Consider the following 23545-nt stretch of genomic DNA (forward strand, 5'->3'; position numbering starts at 1 on the left):
GCTCAGCGGGCCGTTCGTGTTTGCGCGGCGCAGCAGCGTTGCTTGCCGATGTTGGCCGCGCGTGCATTCCTGCAACGCGCTCGCACTTGCGCGCCATCGCGGGTGTATCCCGCCAGCGCCTGTGCGATCCTGCGCGCCGACGACGCATCAGTTACCGAAGGAACCGGTCATGGCCGACGCCGATCTTTTAACCACCGACGGCTTCCTCAGCCACGCCAGCGACTTCGACGCGCACAGCCACGGCAAGGCGCTGGCCGGCCACGCCTGCCGTTTCGACCTGGGCGCCTACCGCGACGAACTGTACCGGCGCCACGGCGTGGACTTTCCGCCGCAGCTGGCGCGCGCGGTGAACAAGCGCCGCGGCGAATACCTCGCCGGCCGGGTCTGCGCGCAGCGCGTGCTGCAGCGGCTGGGCATGGCGCCGACGCAGATCGCCATCGGCGCGGCGCGCGAGCCGTTGTGGCCGGCCGGCGCGATGGCCTCGATCTCGCATGCCGGCGAACGCGCCGTCTGCGTCGCCACGCTGGACCCGGACGTGATCGGGCTGGGCATCGACATCGAACGCGGCATCGGCCCGGAACTGGCCGCGGAGATCCGCGGCGTGGTCGTCGATGCCGACGAAGAAGCGCTGATCCGCGCCGGCTTCGAGGATTTCCCGTTCGGCCTGGCGGCGGTGTTCTCGGCCAAGGAAAGCCTGTACAAGGCGTTGTTCGCCCAGGTCCGCAGCTTCTTCGGCTTCGAGGCCATGCGTCTGACCCGGGTCGATCCGCAGCGCCTGGAGTTCGCCGCGGCGCAGACCCTGGCGCCGGGCGTGCGCGCCGGCCAGGGTTTCACCGTCGATTACCGCCGCGAAGACGACAACGGCGTGCGCAGCATCGCCTGCGTGCTGCGGCCGCCGGCCTGAGCGCCGCGCGGGCGGAGGTTTGTACGACAATAGGCCGATCATGCGCTGCCTGTTGATCGACAACCACGACTCCTTCACCTGGAACCTCGCCGACCAGATCGGCCGGGCGTTCGGCGATGCGCCGCGCGTGGTGCGCAACGACGACTATGGCTGGGACGAGCTGCAAGCCGATGCGCGCTACGACTGCATCGTGATCTCGCCCGGCCCGGGCAGCGTCACCCGCGACGCGGATTTCCACGTCTCGCGCCAGGCCATCGAACGCTCGGCGCTGCCCTTGCTGGGCGTGTGCCTGGGTTTCCAGGGCATCGCCCACGCCTACGGCGGCCGCATCGCCCACGCGCCCGAGCCGGTGCACGGCCGCAGCGCCGCGGTCGCGCACGACGGCAGCGACCTGTTCGCGGGTTTGCCGTCGCCGTTGCAGGTGGTGCGCTATCACTCGCTGATCGCCGCCGCGCCCTTGCCGTCGCCGTTGCTCGCCACCGCGCACAGCGACGACGGCCTGATCATGGCGCTGCGCCATCGCCAGCGGCCGCAGTGGGGCGTGCAGTTCCATCCCGAGTCGATCCTGACCGAACACGGCATCGACCTGATCGCGAATTTCCGCGATCTGGCCAAGCGCCATCACGGCCGCGCCTTCGTCAGCATGAGCGCGCCCGCGCCGCCGCCCGCGCCGATCGCACCACCGCCGCCGCGCCTGCGCGTGTTGCAGCGGCCGCTGGCCGGCGCGATCGATCCGGTAGCGGTGTTCAGCGGCGTGTACGCGCAGGCGCGCAACAGCTTCTGGCTCGACAGCCAGATCGCCGAGGACGCCGCCGCCTGTTCGTTCATGGGCGCGGTCGAGGACGGCGAACTGCATCGCTATCGCATCGCCGACGACGATGCGGCGATGTCGGCGGGGCAGGCGTTGCTGGCATTGCTTGAAGGCGAGTTGGAAGGCGACCGGGTGATCGGCGGCGAGACGCTGCCGTTCGATTTCAGGGGCGGGTTCGTCGGCTACTTTGGTTACGAGATGAAAGCGCTGTTCGACGGCGACCGCGGCGCCGGCACGAGTCTGCCCGACGCGGTGTGGATGCGGGTGCGGCGCTTCGTCGCCTTCGATCACGCCGCGCGCCGCGCCTGGGCGGTCGCCATCGCCGAGGACGGACAAGAAGACGCGGCGCGGCAATGGCTCGACGCGACCTGCGCGCGGATCGAGTCGATGCATCCCGCGCCGGCGCCGGCCGCCGGCGACGCCGCGCCGCTGCGCAGCCTGGATGTCGAGATGGATCTGGGCCGCGAGGATTATCTGGCCGCCATCGACGCCTGCCGCCGCGCCATCGTCGATGGCGAGTCGTATCAGGTCTGCCTGACCAACCATTTCCGTTTCCGCGCCGCGCTCGATCCGCTGGCCTTGTACCGGCAGATGCGGCGCGGCAACGCGGCGCCGTTCGGCGCCTACCTACGCTGCGGCGACAGCCACGTGCTGAGCACTTCGCCGGAGCGCTTCCTGCGCGTGAACCGCGACGGCCGCATCCAGACCAAGCCGATCAAGGGCACGATCCGCCGCTCCAAGGACCCGCAGCGCGACGCGCAGTACGCGCAGCGTCTGGCCAATTCGGACAAGGATCGCGCCGAGAACCTGATGATCGTCGATCTGATGCGCAACGACCTCAACCGCGTCGCCGTGCCCGCGACCGTCGAGGTGCCCAAGCTGCGCGAGATCGAGAGTTACCGCACCGTGCACCAGCTGGTCAGCACGGTCGAAGCGCAACTGCGGCCCGACCGCAGCCTGATTGACCTGCTGCGCGCGACCTTCCCCGGCGGCTCGATCAGCGGCGCGCCCAAGCAGCGCACCATGCAGATCATCGATCGCCTGGAACGCAGCGCGCGCGGCGTGTACTGCGGATCGATCGGCTACCTGGGCTACAACCGCGTCGCCGACCTCAACATCGGCATCCGCACCTTGTCCTACGACGGCGACACGGTCGCCTTCGGCGCCGGCGGCGCGATCACCTGGCTGTCGGACGCGCAGGACGAATTCCAGGAAGTGCTGCTGAAGGCCGAAGCGGTGCTGCGGCCGCTGTGGCGCCATCTGGCCGCGAACGAAGGCTTCGCCTATCGGGTGGAAGGCGATCGCCTGCATGTGCACGCGGCCGCGTCCGAAGGCTGATCGGCTGCGCCGGCCGTTCGTGACGGCGCGAACCGGTATGACAAAAGCGCAGTAGACTCGCCGCGCCGCCGTCGCTTGCAAGCGCGGCGATCGCATGGAGAACCGCATGCCCGAGCAACGACAGATTCCCGCCGCGAGCGGCATCGGCCTGCGCCTGCGGCAAGGCCAGCGCCTGCGCATCATCGACAACGAGGGCGGCCAGACCGGCGATCTGATGGCGTTCGCGCCCGACGGCAGCGAGCGCTTGAGCAACGGCCGCACCTTCGATTACGGCGGCAAGCTCTTTCTGAGTAGCGGCGACGTGCTGTGGTCCGACCGCAGCCGGCCGATGCTGACCATCCTCGACGATGACGCGGGCCGGCACGATTTCCTGTACTCGGCCTGCAGCGCGGAGATGTACCGCATTCAATACGGCGCAAGCGGCGAGCATCCGAACTGCACCGACAACCTGTCGGCGGCGCTGCGCGAACTCGGGATCGAGCCGGCGCCGCTGCCGACGCCGTTCAATCTGTTCATGCACGTCGATGTCGGCACCGACGGCGCGCTGAGTTTCCCCACGCCAGTCGCGCGTCCGGGGCGCTCGATCGTGTTCCGCGCCGAAATGGATCTGGCGATCGCGGTCTCCGCCTGTCCCGGCGCGACCTGCAACGGCGGCGCGCCGCCGCGGCCGCTGGCGTTCGAGCTTATCGAGGATTGATGCGGGCGGCCCAGGCGATGCGGCGCCGGCTCTTCAACTCGACCGCTAAACGCAGCGTCTATTCGTTCTCGCCCGCGCCGTCGCGCCGCGTCGTCGCCAGCCGCAAGAAGGTCTGATGCTGATACCGGCTCATGCGCAATTGCTGGCCGTTGTCCATCGTGACCACATGGTAGCCGTTGAACCAGGGATGGATGGTCTTGACCCGGCGCACGTTGACGATCGCCGAGCGGTGAATGCGGGCGAAATGGCGCGGGTCCAATCGCTGCGCCAGCGAGGCCATGGTGTCGCGCAGCTCGTGCACGCGATCGGCCAAATGGATCTGCACGGCGTTGCCGCTGGCCTTGATCCAGACGATGTCGTCCACGTCGAGGAAGATCACGTGTTCGTCCACGCGCACCGGCAGCCGGTCCAGGTAATCCTCGCGTTGGCGCAGCGCCTCCAGCGCCTGCACGATCCGCGCATCGCCGCCGCCGGCCGCCAGCCGCGTCTTCACCCGTTGCACGGTGGCGGCGAAGCGCTCGCGGCTGAACGGCTTGACCAGATAATCCACGGCGTTGGCTTCGAACGCGCGTACCGCGTATTGCTCGTAGGCGGTGACGAAGACCGTCGCCGGCATGCGCGCCGCGCCGATGGTGGCGACCACGTCCATGCCGGTCATCGCCGGCATCTGGATATCCAGGAACACCAGATCCGGCGAGTGTTCGCGGATCGCCGTCACCGCCGATATGCCGTCGCCGCATTCGCCCAGCAGTTCGATCTGCGGGTCTTCGCGCAGCAGCCGCACCACCGCGTGGCGCGCGATTGGTTCGTCGTCCACCACCAGCGCGGTGATGCTCATGCCGGCACGTGCTCGGGCATGTCGTCGTCTTCCTCCAGCTCGCGCAGCGGCAGGCGGATGCGGCAGACCACGCCTTCGGGCCAGATCATGTCCAGGCGCAGCTCGGCGGCCTCGCCGTAGAGCTCGCGCAGCCGCAGGCGCGTATTCGACAGGCCGATGCCGTGGCCGGCGGGCGCGGCGTCGGTATCCAGACGGCTGTTGCGATTGCGCACCTCGATACACAGGCTGTCGCCGTCGCGCCGGCTTTCGATTTCGATGCGGTCGGCGCCGACGCGCTGGCCGATGCCGTGACGGATCGCGTTCTCGACGATGGGTTGCAGCAGCAGGCTCGGCACCGCGCAATCCAGCGTATCGGGCGCGACATACACCTGCGTGGTCAGCCGGTCCTTGAAGCGGTTGCGCTGGATGCCCAGGTACAGATCCAGCAGATCCAGCTCGCGGCGCAGGGTGATTTCCTGGCCGTCGTAGTCTTCCAGGAACGCGCGCAGCAGTTCGCTCAAGCGCAGCAGCATGTCCTCGGCCGAGCGCTTGTCTTCGTCGAGCAAGGTCACGATGGCGTGCAGGGTGTTGAACAGGAAATGCGGCTGCAGCTGGGTCTTGAGCACCTGCAGTCGCGACTGCGCCAACTCGGTGGCCAGCCGGCTCGCTTCCAGCATGCGTTGTGCGCGCTCGGCGCGCAGGCGCAAGGAATTCTGCAGCAACAGCAGCGTCCAATACGTCAGCAATCCGATGGCGACGTGGCGGCCGACGAACTGCAGCATCTGGTCGGCGAACGAGCCGGGCTCGAACTGGCTCGATACCGCCGCGCCGATGACCACCGCCGCCAGGGTCACGCCCATGCTCGCCAGCACATGCGTGAGCAGCGCGCGCCCGCGCCCGGGCGACTGGATCGGATAACGCGCGGCGAGCCGGAACACCAGCGGCGCCAGCGCCGCCCAGGTGTACCACTGGATCATCGACCAGCGCAGGTAGTCGAACGGCGACCACATTTCGGCGAAGAACGCGTCGTGGACGAAGCCCTGCATCGCGAACACCACCACCACCGCCGACCACAGGCCGAGGTAGCGGAACAGGCCGATCTGCGTGTCGCCCAGCTGGATCTTCATCAGGCCTTGCTCGAACAAAGACCCCAGCATCCTAAGCGCGGCCCCGGGCGGCGCAAAGCGTCTTCGCCCGCCACTACGATTGGCGGCGCCGCAACGACGATTCGTCCCAAATCCGTGGCCCGCGCGCTTGCGTCTGGGCTGTGATGGGCGCGCAGACCGGGCCCGACGCGCTCCGGTCGCCCCATCGTCCAGCCGGAGACCTTGCCATGCGCCCGTCGCTCGCCGCCGTTCTTGCCCTTGCCCTGCTTGCCGCCGCCCGCAGCGAGGCGGCGCCGCGCACGCATTATTTCGAATTGATCAATCGCGCCCACGACCGCCTGACCTCGGTCGCGGTGGCTGCCGCCGGCAGTCAGGCGTTTCAGGAAAAGCCGCTGGGCGCCGCGCTCGACGGCGGCGGCGGTTCGGCCACGCTGCAGATCGCCGGCGAGGACTGCCGCTACGATTTCCGTTTCGAGTTCGCCAACGCTCGCGCGGTGATCTATCCGGCCATCGACGTTTGCCGCTATCGCAGTCTGCGTATCCAGCCGTTGCCGGCGGCAGACCGGGCGCGGTCGGCGAAGGCGGAGTAGGGCCTAACCCGCGTCGGTAACGGGCGGCGCAGCGTGAACCCCGTCGATCCACGGCAGCGCCAGAAATCCGCGATGTCCTGAAAAGCACACGCGACCGGCATCGGCGTAATCGCCGCTGATGTCTATCGTCGCATCGGGCGAGGGCCAGCCGCGCAGCGTCGCCACGTTGGCGCAGCGACGGCTCTTGCCTTTCTTCGACACCAGCGTCGCGCAGCCCAGATGGCGGGCGCGGACCACATCAGTGCAAACCGCCTGCGCGGTTTCGCGGTCGAAGCGGACATTGACGACCTGGATGAGATCAAGCCCGGTGTGGCCCAGCCACAGCGCGAGCGGAAGCCCGAACCAGACCGCGAGCGTCGCGATCATCGACCGCGACAGCAGCGGAACCAGGCCGAACAGCATGATCCAGACCAGCAAGGGAATCTGCAGCAGCACGATTTCGACGCGGGTGCCCAGCGCGGAAAATCCCCACACCCCGCCATGCACCCCGGCCAGATCGCGTCCGAGCACGGCGCTGCCGACGGCGGTCAGCACCAGCACGGTCAGTAGCGGGATGGCGATCCAGTACAGCGGGTCGCGTCCCTTCTTCGTAAAGAATTCCCGGTAGCGCCTGCGCAGCCGGTCTTTGAGCCGGCGCGATCGCGCGATGTGTTTATCCGCCACCGTGATCACCAACGCGCTGTATGCGCCGGCGATTGTAGGCAGCGCCGCGCCGTCTCGCTACTTGGCGCCCGCGCGCCACTGCCCGGGCGTGCGGCCGAACCAGCGGCGCGCGGCGCGACTGAGGCTGCTGGCATCGTGATAGCCCAGCCGTTGCGCGGCGTCCTCCAGCGACACCTGCTGCCGAAGCAGGGCGATCAGCGCGTCCTTGCGCGATTCGTCCACCACCTGGGTCCAGCTCTTTCCTTCCGCCCGCAACTGCCGCTGCAAGCTGCGCACGCTCATGCCGATGGCCTGCGCGAGATCGGCGATGCCGGCCGAACCGCTGATCTGCGAGGACAGCCATTGCTTGGCGAAGGTGGTGACGAAACCGATTTGCGGCAGCTCGGCCAATTGCTTGTCCAGCAACTCGCAGTGCATGCGATACAACTCGGCGTCGGCTTGCGGCAGACGGCGATCGAGATCGGCGGCGGAGATGCGCAGGTGGTTGGCCGGTGCGTCGAAGCGGGGCTCGCAATCGAAAAATTGCCGGTAAACAGCGAGATCGCCCTGCCGGGCATGACGCAGTGTCACCGCCGCCGGCACGATGCGGCGCCCGGCCAGCCAGCGCGCGAAACTCAGGATGCCTCCGACGATGGCCTCGACCTGTTGCGGCAGCAGCCGAAGCCGCAACAACTGTTCGGTGTAGACGATGCCGACATCGCCGTTCGCATGCGTCTGCGCCGTGAGCGTTCCCGACTCGCTGACCAAGCGGTGATAGCGAAGCATCAACTCGACGCAAGCGCGAAGCGATTCGCAGCTCATCGCCGCCAGTCCCAGCACCCGGAACGCGCTGGGATTCACCACCTCGGCCATCTTGAGCCCGAGCAGCGGATCGCCGGTCAAAGCCAGCGCGTGATCCCAGATGCGGCGCACTTCCTCCGCGCCGATCCGGCCGTTGGGCGCGGCCAATCGCGACGCATCGATATCCGCGTCGCGCAGCACCTGCTGCGCCGGCGCGCCCTGTGCCTCCACCGCGGCCAGCAGCATGCGCACATAGGAATTGGCGACGGTGCGAGGGTCGAGCATGGGCTCAATAGAGCAGCTTGGCGCGAAATGTCAACGCCGCGCGCGCCGCGGGTCAATGCCGCGGCGGCGTTGCCGGCCGCATCATTCGAGCAGGCCGGCATGCGCGAGTACAGCGAGATGATCCAGGACACGGAAGCGTTCCGAACGCGTTATCGCGCGGGCATCGGCCGCCGGTACAACGCCTGGCTGCACGGCGGTTTCGTGCTGGCGTTCGGCGCACTGGTGTTCGGTGTTCTGATCGGCCGCATCGAGAACGTGAGCGGCTGGCAATGGTTGGCGATTCCGGCCGGCGTGGTCGTATTCAACTGGGGCGAATACACGGTCCACCGCCATATGGGCCATCGCAAGCACCGCCTGAGCGCCTTGTTCTACAAGCGCCACACCGGCGATCACCACAGCTTCTTCGTCGAATCGAAGATGCGCTTCGAGCAGGCGCGCGATTGGCGCGTGATCCTGTTTCCGGCATGGCTGATCGTGGTGTACAGCGCGATCGGCATCGCCTCTGCGTATTTGATCCTTGCCCAATTCGACCGCAACGCCGCCGCGCTGTTCAGCGCGACTTTGCTGGCCGGTTACCTGTCTTACGAAATCTTTCACGCCTGCGAGCACCTGCCCGGCGATCACTGGCTGGCGAAGCTGCCGTGGATACGCCACATGCGCCGGCTGCACCGTCTGCATCACCGGACCGATCTGATGCAGTCGCGCAATTTCAACATCGTCTTCCCGCTGATGGACTGGCTGCACGGCACTCTGCATTGGGAGCCCGAAGACGGCCGCGATCGTCCAACCTCGCCGAATAACAGGCAGCCCCCGCCATGACCACGCAGACAACCCGAACGCTGTTGCGGGCGCCGCCGCACGAGGTCTACGACTATCTGACCCGGCCGTCGCGCTGGCGCGAATGGCATGCCGCGTCCCTGGGGACGCAACCGCCCGACTGCGACTCCCTGCGGGCCGGCGCGCGGTTCGAGGAAAACATCCGCGCGGCCGGTTTCCGTCGGCGGCTGTCCTGGCGCGTGCTCGACGCCGATGCGCCGACGCGTTGGGAGGCCGAGGCGACCATGAGCGACGGCAGCACCGCGTATCTGCTCTACGAACTTTCGCCGGCGACCGGGGGCACGCAGTTCAAGCGCACCTTGAGCTACACCGTCCGCCCCTGGATGCTCGCAATGGTGAACGCGACGGTCGGGGCCTTGAAGATCCGGCTCGAATCGCATCGCGCGTTGCGGAAGCTGCAGCGGCATTTCGAACGCGGGCCGGCGTGATGGTCGCGGGCTCCGCGGCGTTCGAATGCGGCCTTCGCAAACGCGCCGAGGAACCCCGCGCCCGCCCGATAAAAGCGCGCCGCCATAAGAAACAAGACCTTGCCGGAATTTATTCCCGGCTTATACCCGCGACCGCGCTGGAATCCCGGTCGCCGCGCGGCCTACTCTGGAGCCTCGCCACTACCCCCGGATCGCTCATGTCCCTGTCCCGCGCATTCGTTCCTTACGCCATCGCCTTAGCTGTCGCGCTCGCATCGCCCCTGGCCGTTCAGGCCCATGAGGTCGTTCCGCCGGACTGGTGCGTCAAGGAGAAGGAGACGCCGATCATCGTCGCCAAGTTCGACTTCGACGGTAAAGAGCTGCGCGAGGTGATGGCCAAGTGCGGGATCGTGGAAAAAGACGACAAGTGGCATACCGCCACCGAAACCATGCTCACCTATTGCGCCGTGGTCGCGCCGTTGAAGGGCGCGCTGCCGTTCATGACCGGGCCGGACAGCTACCAGTCGAAGGAACACCACAGCCGCTACAAGCTCGACGACGGCGTCAGCGGCGCCTGCGCGGTGTGCCCGCCGAAGCCGGATTGAGGCGCGCTCAGACCAGCGCGTCGCGGCGGGTGTAGGCGAGCACCGCATCCACGCGCGACTGCAGGACCGCGCGCGTCTCCGCCGGCAGTTCCTCGCCCCGGCCCAGGACGAAGTAGGCCGAGCGCAGCACGTCGCGCCAGCGCGGGTTGCGCGGCAGCTTGGACAGGCTGAGGTAGCGCTCCAGCGCACGCGCGCGCAGCCGGCCGTCGTCGATGTTGACCCGCCAGATGCGGCTCTTCTCCGCGAATTCCAGGCGGCCGGTGCCGGTGGCGCGTTCCCAGGCATCGACCGAGGCCAGCATCAGTTCGACCAGGGTGCGGCGGAAGGCGTCGCGCATCGAGGATTCGCCGCCGTCGTCGCCGGCTTCGTGGATGTGGTCGGCGGCGAGGGCCGCGTCAGTCTCGGCGAAGGTATCCACCGGGCGATCGACGCCAGCGTCGGCGACAACCGGCGTCGCCACGGCCTCGCGGTCCAGCGGCGCGAGCAGCACCAGGCCGTCGCCGCCCGACCACGGCTCGAGTTTCGCGAGCAGCGGCGCGCCCTCGCGGGCGGGAATCTCCAGCCGCTGCGCCGCGCTGTCTTCCATGCGCTCCAGCGCCGACGACAAGGCGGCGCGCCCGGCCTCGCCGACGAACGCCGACACCGGTTGCCCGACCAGCGCTTCGTTGTCCGAATAACCCAGCCACAGCCGGCCGGCGCGATTCACAGCGAGCAGTTGACCGTCGGCGTCGAGCAGGCACAACGCGTCGTCGCGGCTGTCCAGCAGGGCCTGCAGCAGGCTGCGGTCTTCGGCCAGCGCATCGGCTTCGCGGCGATAACGCGCCAGTTCTTCCTCGTGGCGGACCCGCCGCGCTTCCTCGCGCAAGCGTTCGCGCTGGCGCCGCCGCTGCTGCAGCAGCCAGAAGCCCAGCATCGCCGCCACCGCCACCGCGATCGCGAACCACAGCAGCAGCGTGCGCTGGCGGAACTCGGCGCGGCGCAGGCGGTTCTCGCTTTCCAGCGCGGCGATGGTGCGCTGCTGCTCGGCCGATTCGAAGCGCACCCGCAGCCAGTCCAACTGGCGATCATGCTGCGCGTCGGCCAGCGCGATGGCCTTCGCATGCGCATCGCGCAAGGTGGCGTTGGCCGCGACCGCATCGCCGGCGCGCTCCTGCGCGGTGGCCAGCTGTTCCAGCAACGACACCCGCATGGGATCGCCTTCGGGCACCGAGGCCAGCGCTTCGCGCAGCCGCGTCGCCGCCGCGGCGGTGCGGCCGGACAACTGCGCGGTGCGGGCGATCTGCAATTGCAGCGCCGGCGGCAGCGGCAGTTTCCAGGTGTCGGCCAGGGCCAGCGCGCCGGCGGTCCAGCGCTGGGCCTGGGCGATGTCGCCCTGCGCCAGCGCCACCCGGGTCAGGCCGTCGTGGACCCGCAATTCGTACACCCGGTTGCCGCCGGTGCGGTACGCGGCCAGCGCTTCCTGCAGCCACGCCGAGGCTTGGCGCGCGTCGCCGGTGTCGAGCGCGACCTCGGCCATCGTTTCCAGCACGTGCGCCGCTTCGATCGGCTCGCCCTTGCCGCGGTAGAAGGCCAGCGCGTCGTGGTAGTAGCGCATCGCGGTGTCGGTTTCGCTGAGTTCGCGATACACGTCGGCGATGTTGTTCAGCACCGCGCCGGAGACTTGCCCGGCGCCGCGCTGGATGTCGAGGCTGGCGGTCAGGCTGCGCAGGGCGCCGCGGAAATCGCCGAGCCGGCGCAGCGCCGCGCCGACGTTGCTCAGATCGCGCGCGGTGGCGGCGCGATCGCCCAGCGCGGTGGACAGCGTCACCGCGCATTCGAAGCGCGACAACGCCTGCGGAATCCATTCGCGGCGGAAGTCGAGGATGCCGCGCCGACGCACCAGTTCGTAGCGCAGCTGCGCATCGCCGTCCTCGCCGATGACCGCGTCGGCGCAATCGAGCGAGCGCTCGGCTTCTTCCAGATGCCCGGCTTCCAGTTGCGCCTTCGCCCGTGCGAACAGCGCGTTGGGCGCCTCGCTGCCGGCGTCGATCTTCGCCCGCTGCAGACACAGCGCCGGTTGCGGCAGGCCGCGCGCCGGCGTGGACGCGGCGCAGCCGCCGGTTTCGCCGTGCGCCGACGATATCCCGCCCGCCGCCAGCGCCGCCCACAGCGCCCAGGCCGTATGCCGCTGCCTCGCGGCGTCGCGGCGAAGAGGCGAAGCAAAACAGAACCAACGCATCAGACCATCCTTATCCGACCCATGCACAAGTTGAACGGCGGCGTGGTCGCGCGGACGCTGTCGTGCGCACCGATTGCGGGCGTTCGCCGCTGACGGCCGTGCGATCGCATCGCGCCATGGCGTGGCGCCTGGCGTGGATGCCGGCGGCGAAACCGCGGGCGGTGTCCGACCGCCGCGATCGCGGTCGCCAAAGGCGCGCAGCTGCGCTCGTGTCCGCCAAGCAAAAGGCCTCGTTCGTTCGGTCGCATGGGCGAGCTTAGCAGTCCCGGCCGCGCAACCAACAGCGGCCGAAGGCGGTGGCGAGGCAGGGTGTTCGAGCGGCTTTCGTCGCCATCGCAGGTAGATGCGGTGCGGCACGCGCTGGTTTAGCGCCATGGCGCGATGACGGCGGCGTCATTGCGTTCCGTGCGCGGCGTCGCGAAAACGCGGAGGCCTGCCGGGTTCATGTTCGCGCGTCAGGTCGGTGCGCGATTCGTATCGGCATGCAGGACACGATGTGTCACTGCGCGAAGGACTATGCCGTGGGGAGTGCTCGCCGTCGGTAGATCACTCAGGCCTGTATGCGACATACCGCATCACGCGAGGTGCGATCAACGGCAAGAATCCAGGCGGCGTGTCTGAACGCCTCCGAGTTCCGCTTAAACGACGATCCGAACCTCCAGGCCGCCATCGTGGCGACCTGAAGACATCGCGTCATCGCAACCGCACAAGGCCATCGCGATCAGTAATCGTCGCGACCATGCGTGGCGGTGGAATAGCCCAGGAACTCCGCCGCGATTCCGTCCGGACGCCCACGCTTGGTGGCGTTCTGGAAATTGCTCAGGGTGATGCCGCGATTGCGGTAGCCGTTGACGGCGATGTCGCTGTAACCGGCGTACAGGCCGTTGGAACGGCAGTCGCGCACGCCTTCGCCGTACAGGATCGACTTGGCCATGTACTCCAGGCCGCGCGCGAACCGCGGCTGGGTTTCGCCGCCGATCGTGTGCGTCCACAGGCTGGTGTCGCCCTGGATCGAAGCCATTTCCCCGGCCTGGGCGATACCGGCCAGCGAATACTGCGGATGATGGCAATCGCGCGCCTGCAGTTCCTGCACTTCGCCGCTGCTGTAGACGATCAGCGGAATCATCTGCTTCATCCGGTTGAACCCGGCGTTGTAGCGGTTGGCGTCGTCCTGGTACACACCCGCGGCCATCATCGCCAGCGCGCCGGACACGCCCCAGTTGTTGGTGCGGCTGGAAGCCTGATTGGCCTGCGCATAGAGCTTGTTGAGGTAACCGTTGAAGCGGGTTTGCTGAGCCGGCGTCCATCCGGCTTCGCCGCCGTTGTGATGACGGATGATCTCCGCCGCGCTCACCCACACCGGCAGGCCCCAGGCCGCTTCCAGCCAGGCTTGCGGCGCGTCGGTGCCGGGCGCGAGGGTGAAGCCGGTGAACTTCGACGACCACGCGTCGAGGATCTGGATCGCCTTGTCGCGATTGCGGGTGTCGCCGGTGACCGCCCAGCGCAGCGCGTTCAAGTACGCGGCCACCGCGTCGTTCTTCCAGCGGCCTTCCTGCGGGCCGCCCGCGGCGCGCACCACTTCCACCGTGGCCAGCGCCGAGTACGCGTAGGTGTGCGAGCCGCGCGTGTCCTGCAGCAAGCGGTTGTAACCGGTCTTCATCGCGCTGGTGGCGCTGGACTGCACCGCCGCGCGGATGGTGTTGAGGCGGGTTTGGGTGACCAGGATGCCGGGGTGCTTGAACGGCGGCACGGCCTTGGCGTCGGCGGCGGCGATCGCGGCGATGTCGGCATCGATATTGTCGGCGGCTGCCGTGTCGGCGGGGGAGGCGGCGTAACCCGCGCCGGTCCAGGCGGCCAGCAGCGCCAGAGTCATGGCGTTGCGGCGGAGCGTGCGCAAACGGGTCTTCGTAGTGAGCGGCATAAGATTCCTCGTTCGAGTCGTTGTTCGTTTGTATGAGGCAGCGTCAGGAACGGACTGCGCCAACGGCGCGTCCGGGAAGAGATCCAATCGTCGTTCGCAGTCCACGACGGCGCTGGCCGTCGCCATGCCAGGAATACCGGAAGTGGCGTTTTTCCGGCTGATGACACCGGTTTCTGCCGAGCCATGTTGCACGACTTCAAAAACAAAAAAATGCGACTGGCTTGGGATAAGCGGGCTTGCCGCGATGCGGAAAATACAGGTCGGCTTCGCAGTTCCGGATACTGCTCGCGGCGCGCATGGGCGCCCGCGGCGGCGGAATCGATGCGCCGGACAGGATGGTGCGGTGCGCGATGGCGGCCGCGTTTCGCCTATTCGTCGGCGCGGGCGATCGATATCGGCTTGATGACGGTGCTGGACACCGCACCGGGATAACGCCGGTGCACGCTCAGGCGTCGCCCGTATCCGATGGCGCCGGCGGATGCAGATGGATCGCCAACCATAGCGCGCCCTGCGAAACCCGCCGCACCGTATGCGGCGTGCCGGCGGGCAGGAACAGATAGCCGCCGGCGCGCAGCTCGACGCTCTCGCCGGCGACTTCGATCGTCGCCGCGCCCTGCAGCAGCGCGACCCATTCGTCCTGCGGCTGCACATACTCGGTCGGCACCGCCGCGGAGGAGCTGATGATGCGTTCCACGACCAGGTTCTTGTGGCTGAGCAGTGCTTCGAAGCGCTCGCCCTCGGCGGGCGCGTCCGCGTCGATGAACAGGTTTCCGGTCTGCATGTGAACGCCGATCTGCGGGGGATGAGCTTTTGTATCGGATCGGGGCCCGCTGCGTCAGCTTAGTCGGTCGCAAGACTCAACAACGACGGCGCGCCGGCGGGATCGCACAACCGCAGGCAGGCATAGGCGATGCCCGACAGCCCGACCATCAATCCCAGCGGCCGCTCCTGTACCGAGCGTCCCCCGCAGCGCCACTGCGGATGCGCGCCTCCGGCCCAGGCCGCGCCGAGTGCGCGGCATTGCGCGATGGCGTCGTCTTGCGCCGGCGACGACGCCAACGCGTGCCGCAGCAGCAATTCGAGATTGCCGGCCTGGCCGTGGCACAGGCAATCGCCGCCGCTCAGTCCGTGGGCGCGTGTGCCGGCGAGGCAAGCCGACAAGTCGCGATCCCAGTCGGCATCGCGCAGCACCGAAGGCAGCAGCAGGCGGGCGAGGCCGACGCCCGGCGCGCCGTGGCACCACGAGTAGATGTCTTCGCGCCGATCATCGCCGCCGGCCGGATCGGGATCGGCGAACTGGTCGTACCAGCGCCGGCCGCGGCGCTCGAACGATGCGCGCTCATAACGCAGCGCGCGCCGGGCGAGTTGCAAGGCGGCGCCGTCGTCGTTGAGTTGCGCATGGCGCGCCAGCGCGGCGGCGATGCCGGCGCTGCCATGGGCGAAACCGGTGAGGCCGCGTTCGGGCGAGGCCGGGCACAGCCACCAGGCTTCGTCGGCGTCGCCTTGCGCGTGGGCGGCCAGATGCGCGGCGCAGGCCATCGCCGCGGGGCGCGTATCGGCATCGGGGCGGTGACGCTGCAACTGCGTCAGCACCAGCAGGCAGCCGGCGGCGCCGCTGATCAAGTCGAGGTCGCGGTCTTGCTCGATGCGCTCGGCGATATGCGGCAACCACGCGCCGGCTTCGTCGAGCAACTCCGGGCGCCGCCAACGCAAGCCCAGCACCAGCAGCGCGTAGATCCATCCGCTCAGGCCCGACCACGGTCCGATCGCGACCAACGCGCGTGGGTCGTCGCGCAACTGCCGTCGGCATGCGGCCAACGCGGCTTCGGCGGCGCGGGTGAAACGCGCCTGTCCGGTCTGCGCGCCCAGTTCGGCCAGCATCAGCATCGTGCCGGGCACGCCTTCGTACAGCGTCAGCCCCATCGGCGCGATCGACGGCTCGGGGCGATTGCGGTACTCAGGTTGAAACCAGGCGATCTCGCCGCGGCCGCGAAACCCAAGCCGCAGCACTTCATCGCCGAGGGCGACGGCGGTGTCGAGCAGGACGCGGCGGTTCGCACGGTCGGCACCGTCGTCGATGCGCGCGGCGGCATCCGTGCGAGACGACGCGGGCGGCGGTGCGGTATCGGCGACGATCGCCGACCACGGCCGGATGCTCTCCAGCGATTGCGCCAAGGCATAGCGCTGCCGGTGCAGATCGCGCGCCGACAGCAGACGCACACGCCGCCGCACCTCATCGCGGCCGCTGCGCGCGAACACCGCCTCGATGCGATGGCCGTCGCTGTCGTGCACGCCGGTGCCGTCGATGGCGATGTTGAAGCGTGGCACGTCGCCGCGCAGCAACGCGGCGCGTTCGGCGGCCTGGGTGCGGGCCAGGAACGGCCAATCGCGACTGCCCACCTCCAGGCGCGCCAGCACCTGTTCGCGTTCGGCGGCCGAACGCAGGTACTGCGGATGCGACAACGCGTCGAGCAGGCGCGCATAGATGTGGGTGGAGCGCAGCAGGGCGCGGGTGTCCAGACCGGCGAAGGCCGTCAGCGGGCCGGCGCCGTCGCGCAGCGCGGGTTTCATCCGCAACAGGCCGCGATAGGTTTCATCGAAGCCGTCGAGCACGGCCTGCGTGTGTTCGTGCGGCGCGACGCGGCGGCCGTCGCGGTGCCGCGGCAGGTTGGCGCCGGCCTGGGTGGTCGCGTCGGCCGGCGCCAGGCGCAGCTCATCGCTGCCGGCGCCGGTGGCGCGGCGCGTGCGGTAGCGCTGCTCGGCCCAGGCCAGCGCGCTGACGTCGTGTGCGTCGGGATCGTTGCGATCCGACGGCAGCAATCCGGAAAACAATACCGACGGCGCATACGGCCCGGTCGCGCGAGGCTGGCCGCCGCGATTCATCCACGGCTGGAACACGGTTTCCAGATCGATCACCACCGGGTATTCGCCGCCGGCGATCAGATTCTCCAGATGCAGATCGGTACAGCCCAGCGCGTAGGCGACGGCGACCAGACCGCCGTAGCGGCGGTAGTAACGCGAGGCGGCGCCGTCGTCGGCGAGCGGCGAATGCGCGATCCATTGCGCGTAACCGTGGCTGCCGCGATCCACGCTCAGGGCGGCGCGCTGGTCCGGGGTCACACCATGCTCGCGCAACTCGGCCAGGAAGCGCGCATAGGCCGCGTCGATCGCCAGCGAGCGCGGCTTGTACAGCGCGCGGCCGCGGTCGAACTGCAGCTGGATCACGCTGCCGCCGTGGTCGTGGCGATCGCCGAGTCCGCTGGCGAAGCCGCGCAGGCGGCCGGGATCATCGTCGGCGGCGAAGAGCGGCGTCAGCAGCGCACGCTCATCGAGGTAACGCCGCAGGAAGGTAGTCAGAACCTTTTCGGTCTGCTCCGCATGCAGGACGATGTCCTCGCCCAGCAACGGATAGCGCTGATCCAGCGCCTGCCGGCCGGCGGCGCTGTCGATCCAGTCCAGGAATTCGTCGTGACGTTGTTGCGGCGTCGCGCCGGACAAGGCGCGGTGATGGCGGGCGATGGCCAGTTCCAGCAGCAGCGTGCGGCTGCTCCAGGCCAGGGCCGGCGCGGCGAAGGCGGCGTCGATGCACGGCCGCAGGCGTTCGAAATCCAGCGCATCGCTATGCTGCCGCGCGCTGTCGCGCCATTGCGCCAGGCAACGCGCGCGCGATGGCGCCAGCAGCGGCTCGGCCCAGCGCAGCAAGGGCCGCAGCGCCGGGTCGATGCCGTCGTCTGGGCCGGGAAAAATCGCGCTGTCGCCCAAGGCGAGATACCGGGCGGGCTGCGCCTGACAGCGCAGCCCGCCGGAAGAACGATCAGCCGCCCTGACAGTTGTGGCAGCTGGTGTACACGCAGGACAGGCTGAGCAGATTGCTGGACTTGTCCACCAGCTTATCGTCGTGCAGGTCGGGCGAGCCGACGCTTTCGATCAGCAGGCGGGCGAGTACGTCCTGTGAGATTTCCGCATTCATGGGCATGAAACTCTCCAGTTGCATTACGTGATGGAACCCCGGCGGCGACTGCCGGCGGCGGTTCCCGTGGCGTTGTGTGGACGGTGTGCGATGCAGCCGTTGCGCGCATCCGTCCGTATGCGCGAACAAGTGGAAGGCGGGTTTTTTATCACGTTGACGATGCGCGTCCGCGAGCGGCATCACAGATCGCGCGGCGCGACCGCATGCGTACAGCCGCGGTTGGATGAATGCGGCGTTCGCGCGCGCGGCCGTCCGTCGATGTCGCGACGGCGCGCATGCGGATTCAATTCGTACCTTTGCGATCGCGCACAAGGCTGCGCCAGAACCCCATGGCGCCCACGGCGGCGACGCCGAGCCCGATCAGGAACACGATGCGGGCGTTGGCGATTTCCACGGCCTGCTGCGTCAGCAGCTCGGCCGGCGCGTCCTGATACGGAATCGACGCGCCCGAATAGATCGCCGCGCCGAGCAAGGCCATGCCCAAACCCAGTACCGCCGCACCCGCGGCGAAGACGCGCGCTGGCTTCACCGCGATCCCGCGCTGCGATCGGCCCCGGACTTCTCGGCGCTCTTGTCGGCGACCGACGACTCCGCCGCGATCGGCACGTACAAGGCGCTGGGCCGCTGTGCATCGTGATACAGCGTCACCGTGACCTTGCGCGCGTCCTTGCCGGATTCGTCCGCGACCACGCCGCCGCTGTTGTAGTTCTTCTGCATGGTCATGCTGTTGAGCGGCGCGATCACCAGGCGCAGGCGGCTGCCCTGGCCCAGGCGCCGGGCGGTGAAGTTGAAACGTTCGAAGTCGTAGCGCTCCACCGCGCCCGGCGTAACCGGCACCGGCTCGCGCGGGTTGGCGCGATAGCGCGCGCGCTTGAATTCCTGGGTCAGGAACACGGTGCTGCCGTCGGACTTGACCTCATAGATCTTCGCGGCGAAATCGGTGTCGGGCTGGTCGATCGCGATATACGCCGACAGTTTGAAGAAGCCGGCGATGTCGGTGTCGCGTTCCAGCACCGGCGTGTGATAGACCAGTTGCTTGCCCGACGACAGCTGGGTGCCGCGCTGATCGAGGATGAAGGCATAGGTCGGCGAGAACACCTCCGGCCGGTCCTCGTACTGCAGCGCGCTGGTGTCGAGCGGATCGTAGACGTATCGGTCCGGCGTGGCCGAGGCCGAGGGCGTGCTGCGCAGCTGCCCGGCTTCGTACACGTCGTTGACGCGGCCGTCCTGCGAATCCAGATACCAGGTCTGGGTGCTGGCGGTGACCGCCGGCAGCGACGGCGCGTAACGCCAGGCCTCTTCGCCGACCACGTAGAAGGCGACCTTGTCTTTCAGGAACTCGGGCTTCTTGCCTTGCTTGAGCGTCCAGTCGTACCACGCGGTGTGCAGCGCGCCCATGTCGAGCACCGAGGCCGGCGCGAACTTCAGCCCGCCCATTTCCGCCTGCGGATTGCCGGTGCCAGCGTGATCCCACGGGCCGATGATCAGGTAATGCGCGGCCTGGGCGCGGGCGCCGGCATAGCGCATGTGTTCCTTGTAGTAATTCATCGCGCCGGGCTGATCGTCGTCGTAATGACCGGTGATGCTCAGGATCGGCAGGGTCATCTTCGCGTACTGCTCGGGCGTCGGCCGATAGCTGTCCCAGTACGCGTCCTGGTGCGGATGCCCGATCCAGGTCTGGAAGGTCGGCGACGGATTGCCGATGTAGCCGTCGAGTTCCTTGTACGGCGCATGCGCCAGATACCAGCGCCGGTACTGCGCCGCCCAGAACGCGCCGTCGAAGAAGATGCGGTCCTGCGAGGCGTTGCCGCTGACGAAGGTCAGCCACTGCATGTTGTAGGTGTAGGGAATATTGTTGAGGATCGGAAAGTCGATGCCCGGCCCGACCGAGGCCACCGGAATGATCGTGGCCAGATGCGGCGGCAATTCCTTCGCCGCGGCCCACTGGCTGTAGCCCAGGTACGAGCCGCCGCTCATCGCGACCTTGCCGTTGCATTCGGTCTGCTTCGCCAGCCATTCGGCCACGTCGTGACCGTCCCGGGCTTCCTGCAGCAGCGGGGTGAACTCGCCTTCCGAGTTGCCGCGGCCGCGCACGTCCACCGCGTAATAGGTGTAGCCATGGCTGGCGAAGTACATCGCGCGTTCGTGATTGCGCTGCGCCATGTACGGCGTCATCGCGAAAATGCACGGCGTGCCGGCCTTCAGGCCCTGCGGGCGGTAGCGTGTCGCGCTGAGGTTCACGCCGTCGCGCAGTGGAATGCGCACGTTCCACTGGAACGCGACTTCGTCCGGCGCGGGTTTCGCGTCCTCGGCGGCGGCGGGCCCGGCCAGACACAGTGCGCTCAGTAGTGCGATGGCGATGAGGCGTGTTTGCATGAGTCGGCTCCGGTCGTGGGGCAATCCTTGGCGCGGGGCCACCGGCTGTCGAGTGACGGGTGTCATATTCGGGCGCGAATGCGCATCGCGGTACATGGCATCGGCGCGTGCAAGGCCCGCGCGCCGCGCATTCATCGCCATAGCGTGACCGCCGTCCATGTCGGGTCTGGCGGCCGAATATCGAACCATTGAATGGACCGGCCCGAAAATCGCTCTCGATCGGCCTGCGCCGGGTCCACGCGGCCGCTTATCCGCCGCCAGCGACGATCGATACCGCTCAAGCCTTCGACAGATACCAGCGCCGATACCGAAGCAAGGCTTCGACGAAGTAATAGTCCGCATAGGTCAGCGGCACATCGACTTCGCTCTTGTGCGGGATCGAGCCGACGCTGTGCTGCAGCAGGAAGCCGCCGTTCTCGCCCAGCGCGGCGCGGTAGGGCGGCGCGGACAGCGAGCGCAGCATGACGGTGGCGCTGTCCACGTAGCGGGCGCGCTCGGCGCCCTGTGCGTACTGGCCCAGTTCCAGCAAGGCCGAAGCGATGATCGCGCCCGCCGACGCGTCCCTCGGCGCGTCGGGAATGCCCGGCGCGTTGAAATCCCAATACGGAATCTTGTCCGCGGGCAAGTTCGGATGATTCAGGACGAACGCCGCGATGCCGCGCGCCTGCGCGAGATAGCGCGGATCGTGGGTGAAGCGATAGAGCATGGTGTAGCCGTACAGGCCCCAGGCCTGGCCGCGCGCCCATGCCGAATCGTCTGCGGCGCCCTGCGCGGTCTTCTTGCGCTGCGGCTCGCCCGTGCGCGGGTCGTAATCGACGACATGGTAGCTGCTGTAGTCGCTGCGGAAGTGGTTGCGCAGGGTCGTGTCGGCGTGGGCGGTGGCGATGTCGCGCAGCTTGGCGTCGCCGCCGTTCTGCGCCGCCCACAGCAGCAGCTCCAGATTCATCAGGTTGTCGATGATCACCGGCGCCTGGAAGTTGCTGCTGCTGTTCCAGCTCTGGATCGCCTTCATCGCCGGGTTGTAGCGTTGCGTCGCGGTCTGCGCGGCGGTGTCGATCACCGCCTTGTAGCGCGCCTCGCCGGTGATGCGATAGGCGTTGCCGAAGCTGTTGAAGATCATGAAGCCGATGTCGTGGTCGCCGCTGTGGTGCTGCTCCTTCTCCTCGATCGCCAGGCGGCGCTCGGCTTCGGCGCGCACGGCCGGGTCGCGGGTGTATTCGTAGATCAGCCACAAGGTGCCCGGGTAGAAGCCGCTGGTCCACCACCGGGTGTCGCTGGTGATGGATTTGCCGTCGGCGAAGCTGCGCGGCATCACGTCCGCCGGTGTGTTGCGCGCCAGCACCTGGTATTGCCGTGCGGCGAAATGCAGCTGGGTGTCGATCAGCGCCGCCATGTCGCCGGCCGCATCGCGCCGCGGCTGCTGCGTGCAGGCGCCCAGCAATGCGAGCGTGGCCAGCAGAGGCATCCAGAAACGTTTCATGCAGGGACATTCCACGAAGGGTTACTCGGCCGATCCTACCGTGACTTACAGTGGGCCGTTCGTGGGCCAATCGTCGTTCTTCGCGCTTCGAGGTGCACCTGGGTGAACGGGTCGAGATCTTGTCTGGGGCTCGTGCTGCTGGCCGGCTGCGCGGTGACGCCGCCCGGCCCGCAGCCGGGGGCGGCGGGTGTTCGCTACCAACTGCGCAATCCGCTCGAGGAGCCGCGGCAGGAACTGGTCGAGTTGACGGTTCCGTCGTCGTTGCGCAACGGCCATCTGGCCGCGGTCGATGAGCGCAGCGGCGAAACGCTGGCGCTGCAATACCCCGCGGCCACGGACCGGGCCGATCGCGTACTGGTGCAAGTGCGGCTGGAGCCTCGCGCGCAACGCACGATACGGCTGCGCGCCGCAACCGAATCCGCAGCGCCGCCGCCGATCGCCTACGGCCGCCACGTGCCCGAGCGCAAGGACGACTTCGCCTGGGAAAACGACCGCATCGCCTTCCGCATGTACGGCCCGGCCCTGGCTGCCGACGGCGAGATCACCAGCGGCATCGACGTGTGGGCCAAGCGCGTGCGCACGCCGGTGATCGATCGCTGGTACGCCACGGGTGATTACCACGCCGATCACGGCGAAGGCCTGGACTTCTACAAAGTGGGCCCCAGCCGCGGTTGCGGCGGCATCGCCCTGCGCGACGGCGATGCCTTCGCCACCTCCGGCAATTACGTGCACTGGCGGCGACTGGCGGCCGGGCCGCTGCGCGTGGTGTTCGAACTCGATTACGCGCCGTGGGGGCTGGTCGGCGCGCGCGTCGCCGAAACCAAGCGCATCTCACTCGATGCCGGCTCGAACTTCTCGCGAATCGAAACCCGCTTCAGGCCGCAGTCCGCGCAACCGGTGCCGCCCGCGTTGCCCGTGGCCATCGGCGTGCAGCGCGCTGCCGCCGACAATGCGGCGCACGACGCCGGCGGCCACTGGGCCAATGTGTGGAGCGCTCCGCAGGGCAGCGCCGGCAGCATCGGCTGCGCGGTGGTGTTGCCGGCATCGGTGGCCGCGGGGGTTGAGGATCGCGACGGCCATCTTTGGCTCACGACGGAGCAGTCCGCCGCCGAGCCGTTGATCTATTACGCCGGCGCCGCCTGGTCGGGAGGCCAGGACTTTCCCGTCGCCGCTGGCTGGAACGCGGAAGTGGCGGCATTCGCGCGACGACTCGCCGCGCCGATCCAGATCAGCGCTGAGCGATGAGTTCGCGAAACCCGCGACCGCTTATGCGGCTTCCTGCCGCCGCATCGTCCGGTCCACGAAGAATCCGATGACCGCGCCGAGCGCGATGGGCACCAGCGCATAGATCGGAATGAACACCAGCGCGATCGCCGCCTGGGCATCGGCGGCCAGATCCAGCGAGTAGTGCGCGAAGGCGAGGAAGCCGAAGCCCAACAGCGCCGGAGCCCATAGCGACGATGGCCGCTTGTAAAGGAAGCTCGCCGCGATGATCGCGCCCCAGGCGATGGCGTTGAAGGCGCCGAGAAACAGCCAGGCGCCGATGCTCTCGTCCGTGTACTGCCCAAGCCACTGCAAGCCGCGCGGCAGACGCGCCGCGTACGGCAGCAGTATTCCCACGAGCATCACGATCAGTCGTGCCTTGCGCATCGTCATAACGGCCGCCGGTGAGGGTCACCCAAGAGGGATGGCACGGATTCTCGACAGGTCGCGGCAGGTCGTCAATGGACGGCTGCGGCG

Annotated in this window: 21 protein-coding genes; 8 read left to right on the plus strand and 13 right to left on the minus strand. The window is 68.4% G+C overall.

What is annotated here, in order from left to right:
* The first annotated feature begins 169 nt into the window (after nucleotides 1–169).
* The 3 genes from AB4Y92_RS13070 to AB4Y92_RS13080 all read left to right on the plus strand — a co-directional run bounded on the left by AB4Y92_RS13070 (nucleotide 170) and on the right by AB4Y92_RS13080 (nucleotide 3750).
* Nucleotides 170–904: a 4'-phosphopantetheinyl transferase family protein gene (locus AB4Y92_RS13070; protein WP_441820040.1), complete on the plus strand. Its 735-nt coding sequence runs from the start codon at nucleotides 170–172 to the stop codon at nucleotides 902–904.
* 40 nt (nucleotides 905–944) lie between these two features.
* Complete coding sequence (gene pabB, locus AB4Y92_RS13075) at nucleotides 945–3053, plus strand: aminodeoxychorismate synthase component I (protein ID WP_441820041.1); 2109 nt, start codon at nucleotides 945–947, stop codon at nucleotides 3051–3053.
* 106 nt (nucleotides 3054–3159) lie between these two features.
* Nucleotides 3160–3750, plus strand: a complete 591-nt coding sequence (locus AB4Y92_RS13080) for a DUF1989 domain-containing protein (RefSeq protein WP_441820042.1) — start codon at nucleotides 3160–3162, stop codon at nucleotides 3748–3750.
* Nucleotides 3751–3808: 58 nt separating this feature from the next.
* On the opposite strand, the gene AB4Y92_RS13085 is transcribed toward AB4Y92_RS13080, so the two are convergent.
* Together AB4Y92_RS13085 and AB4Y92_RS13090 are read right to left on the minus strand one after the other, a co-directional pair.
* Nucleotides 3809–4588: a LytR/AlgR family response regulator transcription factor gene (locus AB4Y92_RS13085; protein ID WP_441820043.1), complete on the minus strand. Its 780-nt coding sequence runs from the start codon at nucleotides 4586–4588 to the stop codon at nucleotides 3809–3811.
* Entirely contained in the window at nucleotides 4585–5694 is a 1110-nt protein-coding gene (locus AB4Y92_RS13090; protein WP_441820044.1) for a sensor histidine kinase, read from the minus strand. Before AB4Y92_RS13090 ends, AB4Y92_RS13085 begins: the two co-directional genes overlap by 4 nt.
* Nucleotides 5695–5900: 206 nt before the next feature.
* On the opposite strand from AB4Y92_RS13090, the gene AB4Y92_RS13095 reads away from it, so the two are divergent.
* Complete coding sequence (locus AB4Y92_RS13095) at nucleotides 5901–6263, plus strand: hypothetical protein (RefSeq protein WP_441820045.1); 363 nt, start codon at nucleotides 5901–5903, stop codon at nucleotides 6261–6263.
* Nucleotides 6264–6266: 3 nt separating this feature from the next.
* On the opposite strand, the gene AB4Y92_RS13100 is transcribed toward AB4Y92_RS13095, so the two are convergent.
* Both AB4Y92_RS13100 and AB4Y92_RS13105 read right to left on the minus strand, forming a co-directional pair.
* On the minus strand, nucleotides 6267–6938 hold the full coding sequence (locus tag AB4Y92_RS13100) for a hypothetical protein (RefSeq protein WP_441820046.1): 672 nt from the start codon (nucleotides 6936–6938) through the stop codon (nucleotides 6267–6269).
* 45 nt (nucleotides 6939–6983) lie between these two features.
* Nucleotides 6984–7991 (minus strand): AraC family transcriptional regulator, encoded by a 1008-nt coding sequence (locus tag AB4Y92_RS13105; RefSeq protein ID WP_441820047.1) that lies wholly within the window; start codon nucleotides 7989–7991, stop codon nucleotides 6984–6986.
* Between the two features lie 27 nt (nucleotides 7992–8018).
* On the opposite strand from AB4Y92_RS13105, the gene AB4Y92_RS13110 reads away from it, so the two are divergent.
* The 3 genes from AB4Y92_RS13110 to AB4Y92_RS13120 all read left to right on the plus strand — a co-directional run bounded on the left by AB4Y92_RS13110 (nucleotide 8019) and on the right by AB4Y92_RS13120 (nucleotide 9840).
* The gene (locus tag AB4Y92_RS13110) at nucleotides 8019–8810 is read left to right on the plus strand and encodes a sterol desaturase family protein (protein ID WP_441820048.1); all 792 of its coding nucleotides are present in this window, start codon (nucleotides 8019–8021) and stop codon (nucleotides 8808–8810) included.
* The gene (locus AB4Y92_RS13115) at nucleotides 8807–9256 is read left to right on the plus strand and encodes an SRPBCC family protein (protein WP_441820049.1); all 450 of its coding nucleotides are present in this window, start codon (nucleotides 8807–8809) and stop codon (nucleotides 9254–9256) included. The genes AB4Y92_RS13110 and AB4Y92_RS13115 overlap by 4 nt, the downstream gene beginning before the upstream one ends.
* 197 nt (nucleotides 9257–9453) lie before the next feature.
* A complete protein-coding gene (locus AB4Y92_RS13120; RefSeq protein WP_441820050.1) occupies nucleotides 9454–9840 on the plus strand; it encodes a hypothetical protein in 387 nt (128 codons plus the stop codon).
* A 7-nt stretch (nucleotides 9841–9847) separates the two neighbouring features.
* Here the strand turns inward: AB4Y92_RS13120 and AB4Y92_RS13125 are convergent, their stop codons facing one another.
* The 8 genes from AB4Y92_RS13125 to AB4Y92_RS13160 form a co-directional block, all read right to left on the minus strand.
* Nucleotides 9848–12058, minus strand: a complete 2211-nt coding sequence (locus AB4Y92_RS13125) for a PAS domain-containing protein (protein ID WP_441820051.1) — start codon at nucleotides 12056–12058, stop codon at nucleotides 9848–9850.
* 721 nt (nucleotides 12059–12779) lie between these two features.
* Nucleotides 12780–13979, minus strand: a complete 1200-nt coding sequence (locus AB4Y92_RS13130; protein WP_441820052.1) for an alginate lyase family protein — start codon at nucleotides 13977–13979, stop codon at nucleotides 12780–12782.
* A 445-nt stretch (nucleotides 13980–14424) separates the two neighbouring features.
* Complete coding sequence (locus AB4Y92_RS13135) at nucleotides 14425–14760, minus strand: cupin domain-containing protein (protein ID WP_441820053.1); 336 nt, start codon at nucleotides 14758–14760, stop codon at nucleotides 14425–14427.
* Nucleotides 14761–14819: 59 nt separating this feature from the next.
* On the minus strand, nucleotides 14820–17741 hold the full coding sequence (locus tag AB4Y92_RS13140; protein WP_441820054.1) for a type 2 lanthipeptide synthetase LanM family protein: 2922 nt from the start codon (nucleotides 17739–17741) through the stop codon (nucleotides 14820–14822).
* A gap of 52 nt (nucleotides 17742–17793) precedes the next feature.
* Complete coding sequence (locus AB4Y92_RS13145) at nucleotides 17794–17955, minus strand: hypothetical protein (RefSeq protein WP_215055265.1); 162 nt, start codon at nucleotides 17953–17955, stop codon at nucleotides 17794–17796.
* Nucleotides 17956–18232: 277 nt separating this feature from the next.
* A complete protein-coding gene (locus AB4Y92_RS13150) occupies nucleotides 18233–18478 on the minus strand; it encodes a hypothetical protein (protein ID WP_441820055.1) in 246 nt (81 codons plus the stop codon).
* Complete coding sequence (locus tag AB4Y92_RS13155) at nucleotides 18475–20325, minus strand: CocE/NonD family hydrolase (RefSeq protein WP_441820056.1); 1851 nt, start codon at nucleotides 20323–20325, stop codon at nucleotides 18475–18477. Before AB4Y92_RS13155 ends, AB4Y92_RS13150 begins: the two co-directional genes overlap by 4 nt.
* Nucleotides 20326–20602: 277 nt before the next feature.
* A complete protein-coding gene (locus AB4Y92_RS13160) occupies nucleotides 20603–21805 on the minus strand; it encodes a glycoside hydrolase family 88 protein (RefSeq protein WP_441820057.1) in 1203 nt (400 codons plus the stop codon).
* Nucleotides 21806–21907: 102 nt separating this feature from the next.
* Between AB4Y92_RS13160 and AB4Y92_RS13165 the strand changes: the two genes are divergently transcribed.
* Complete coding sequence (locus tag AB4Y92_RS13165; protein ID WP_441820058.1) at nucleotides 21908–23050, plus strand: DUF4861 family protein; 1143 nt, start codon at nucleotides 21908–21910, stop codon at nucleotides 23048–23050.
* 21 nt (nucleotides 23051–23071) lie between these two features.
* Here the strand turns inward: AB4Y92_RS13165 and AB4Y92_RS13170 are convergent, their stop codons facing one another.
* The gene (locus tag AB4Y92_RS13170; RefSeq protein WP_441820059.1) at nucleotides 23072–23461 is read right to left on the minus strand and encodes a hypothetical protein; all 390 of its coding nucleotides are present in this window, start codon (nucleotides 23459–23461) and stop codon (nucleotides 23072–23074) included.
* Nucleotides 23462–23545: the final 84 nt, after the last annotated feature.

Origin of the sequence: Lysobacter sp. TAB13, assembly GCF_052113885.1 — a bacterium.
Taxonomy (GTDB): Bacteria; Pseudomonadota; Gammaproteobacteria; order Xanthomonadales; family Xanthomonadaceae; genus Lysobacter; species Lysobacter gummosus.